The organism is Massilia aurea, from assembly GCF_024753205.1.
Taxonomy (GTDB): Bacteria; Pseudomonadota; Gammaproteobacteria; order Burkholderiales; family Burkholderiaceae_D; genus Telluria; species Telluria aurea.
In genome coordinates, this window is sequence record NZ_JANUGZ010000047.1 from 1 (window position 1) to 266 (window position 266).

General features: G+C 53.8%; 1 rRNA gene. It reads left to right on the forward strand.

The window, feature by feature from the left end:
- Nucleotides 1-266: ribosomal RNA gene (locus NX775_RS23980) — 23S ribosomal RNA — on the forward strand; the annotation flags it as partial.

The window sequence follows — 266 nt, forward strand, 5'->3', positions numbered from 1 at the left end:
ATATGGTAGGAGAGCGTTCTGTAAGCCTGCGAAGGTGTCTTGTAAAGGATGCTGGAGGTATCAGAAGTGCGAATGCTGACATGAGTAGCGATAATGGGGGTGAAAAGCCTCCACGCCGTAAGCCCAAGGTTTCCTGTTCAACGTTCATCGGAGCAGGGTGAGTCGGCCCCTAAGGCGAGGCAGAGATGCGTAGCTGATGGGAAGCAGGTTAATATTCCTGCACCGTCGTATGATGCGATGGGGGGACGGATCGCGGAAGGTTGTCT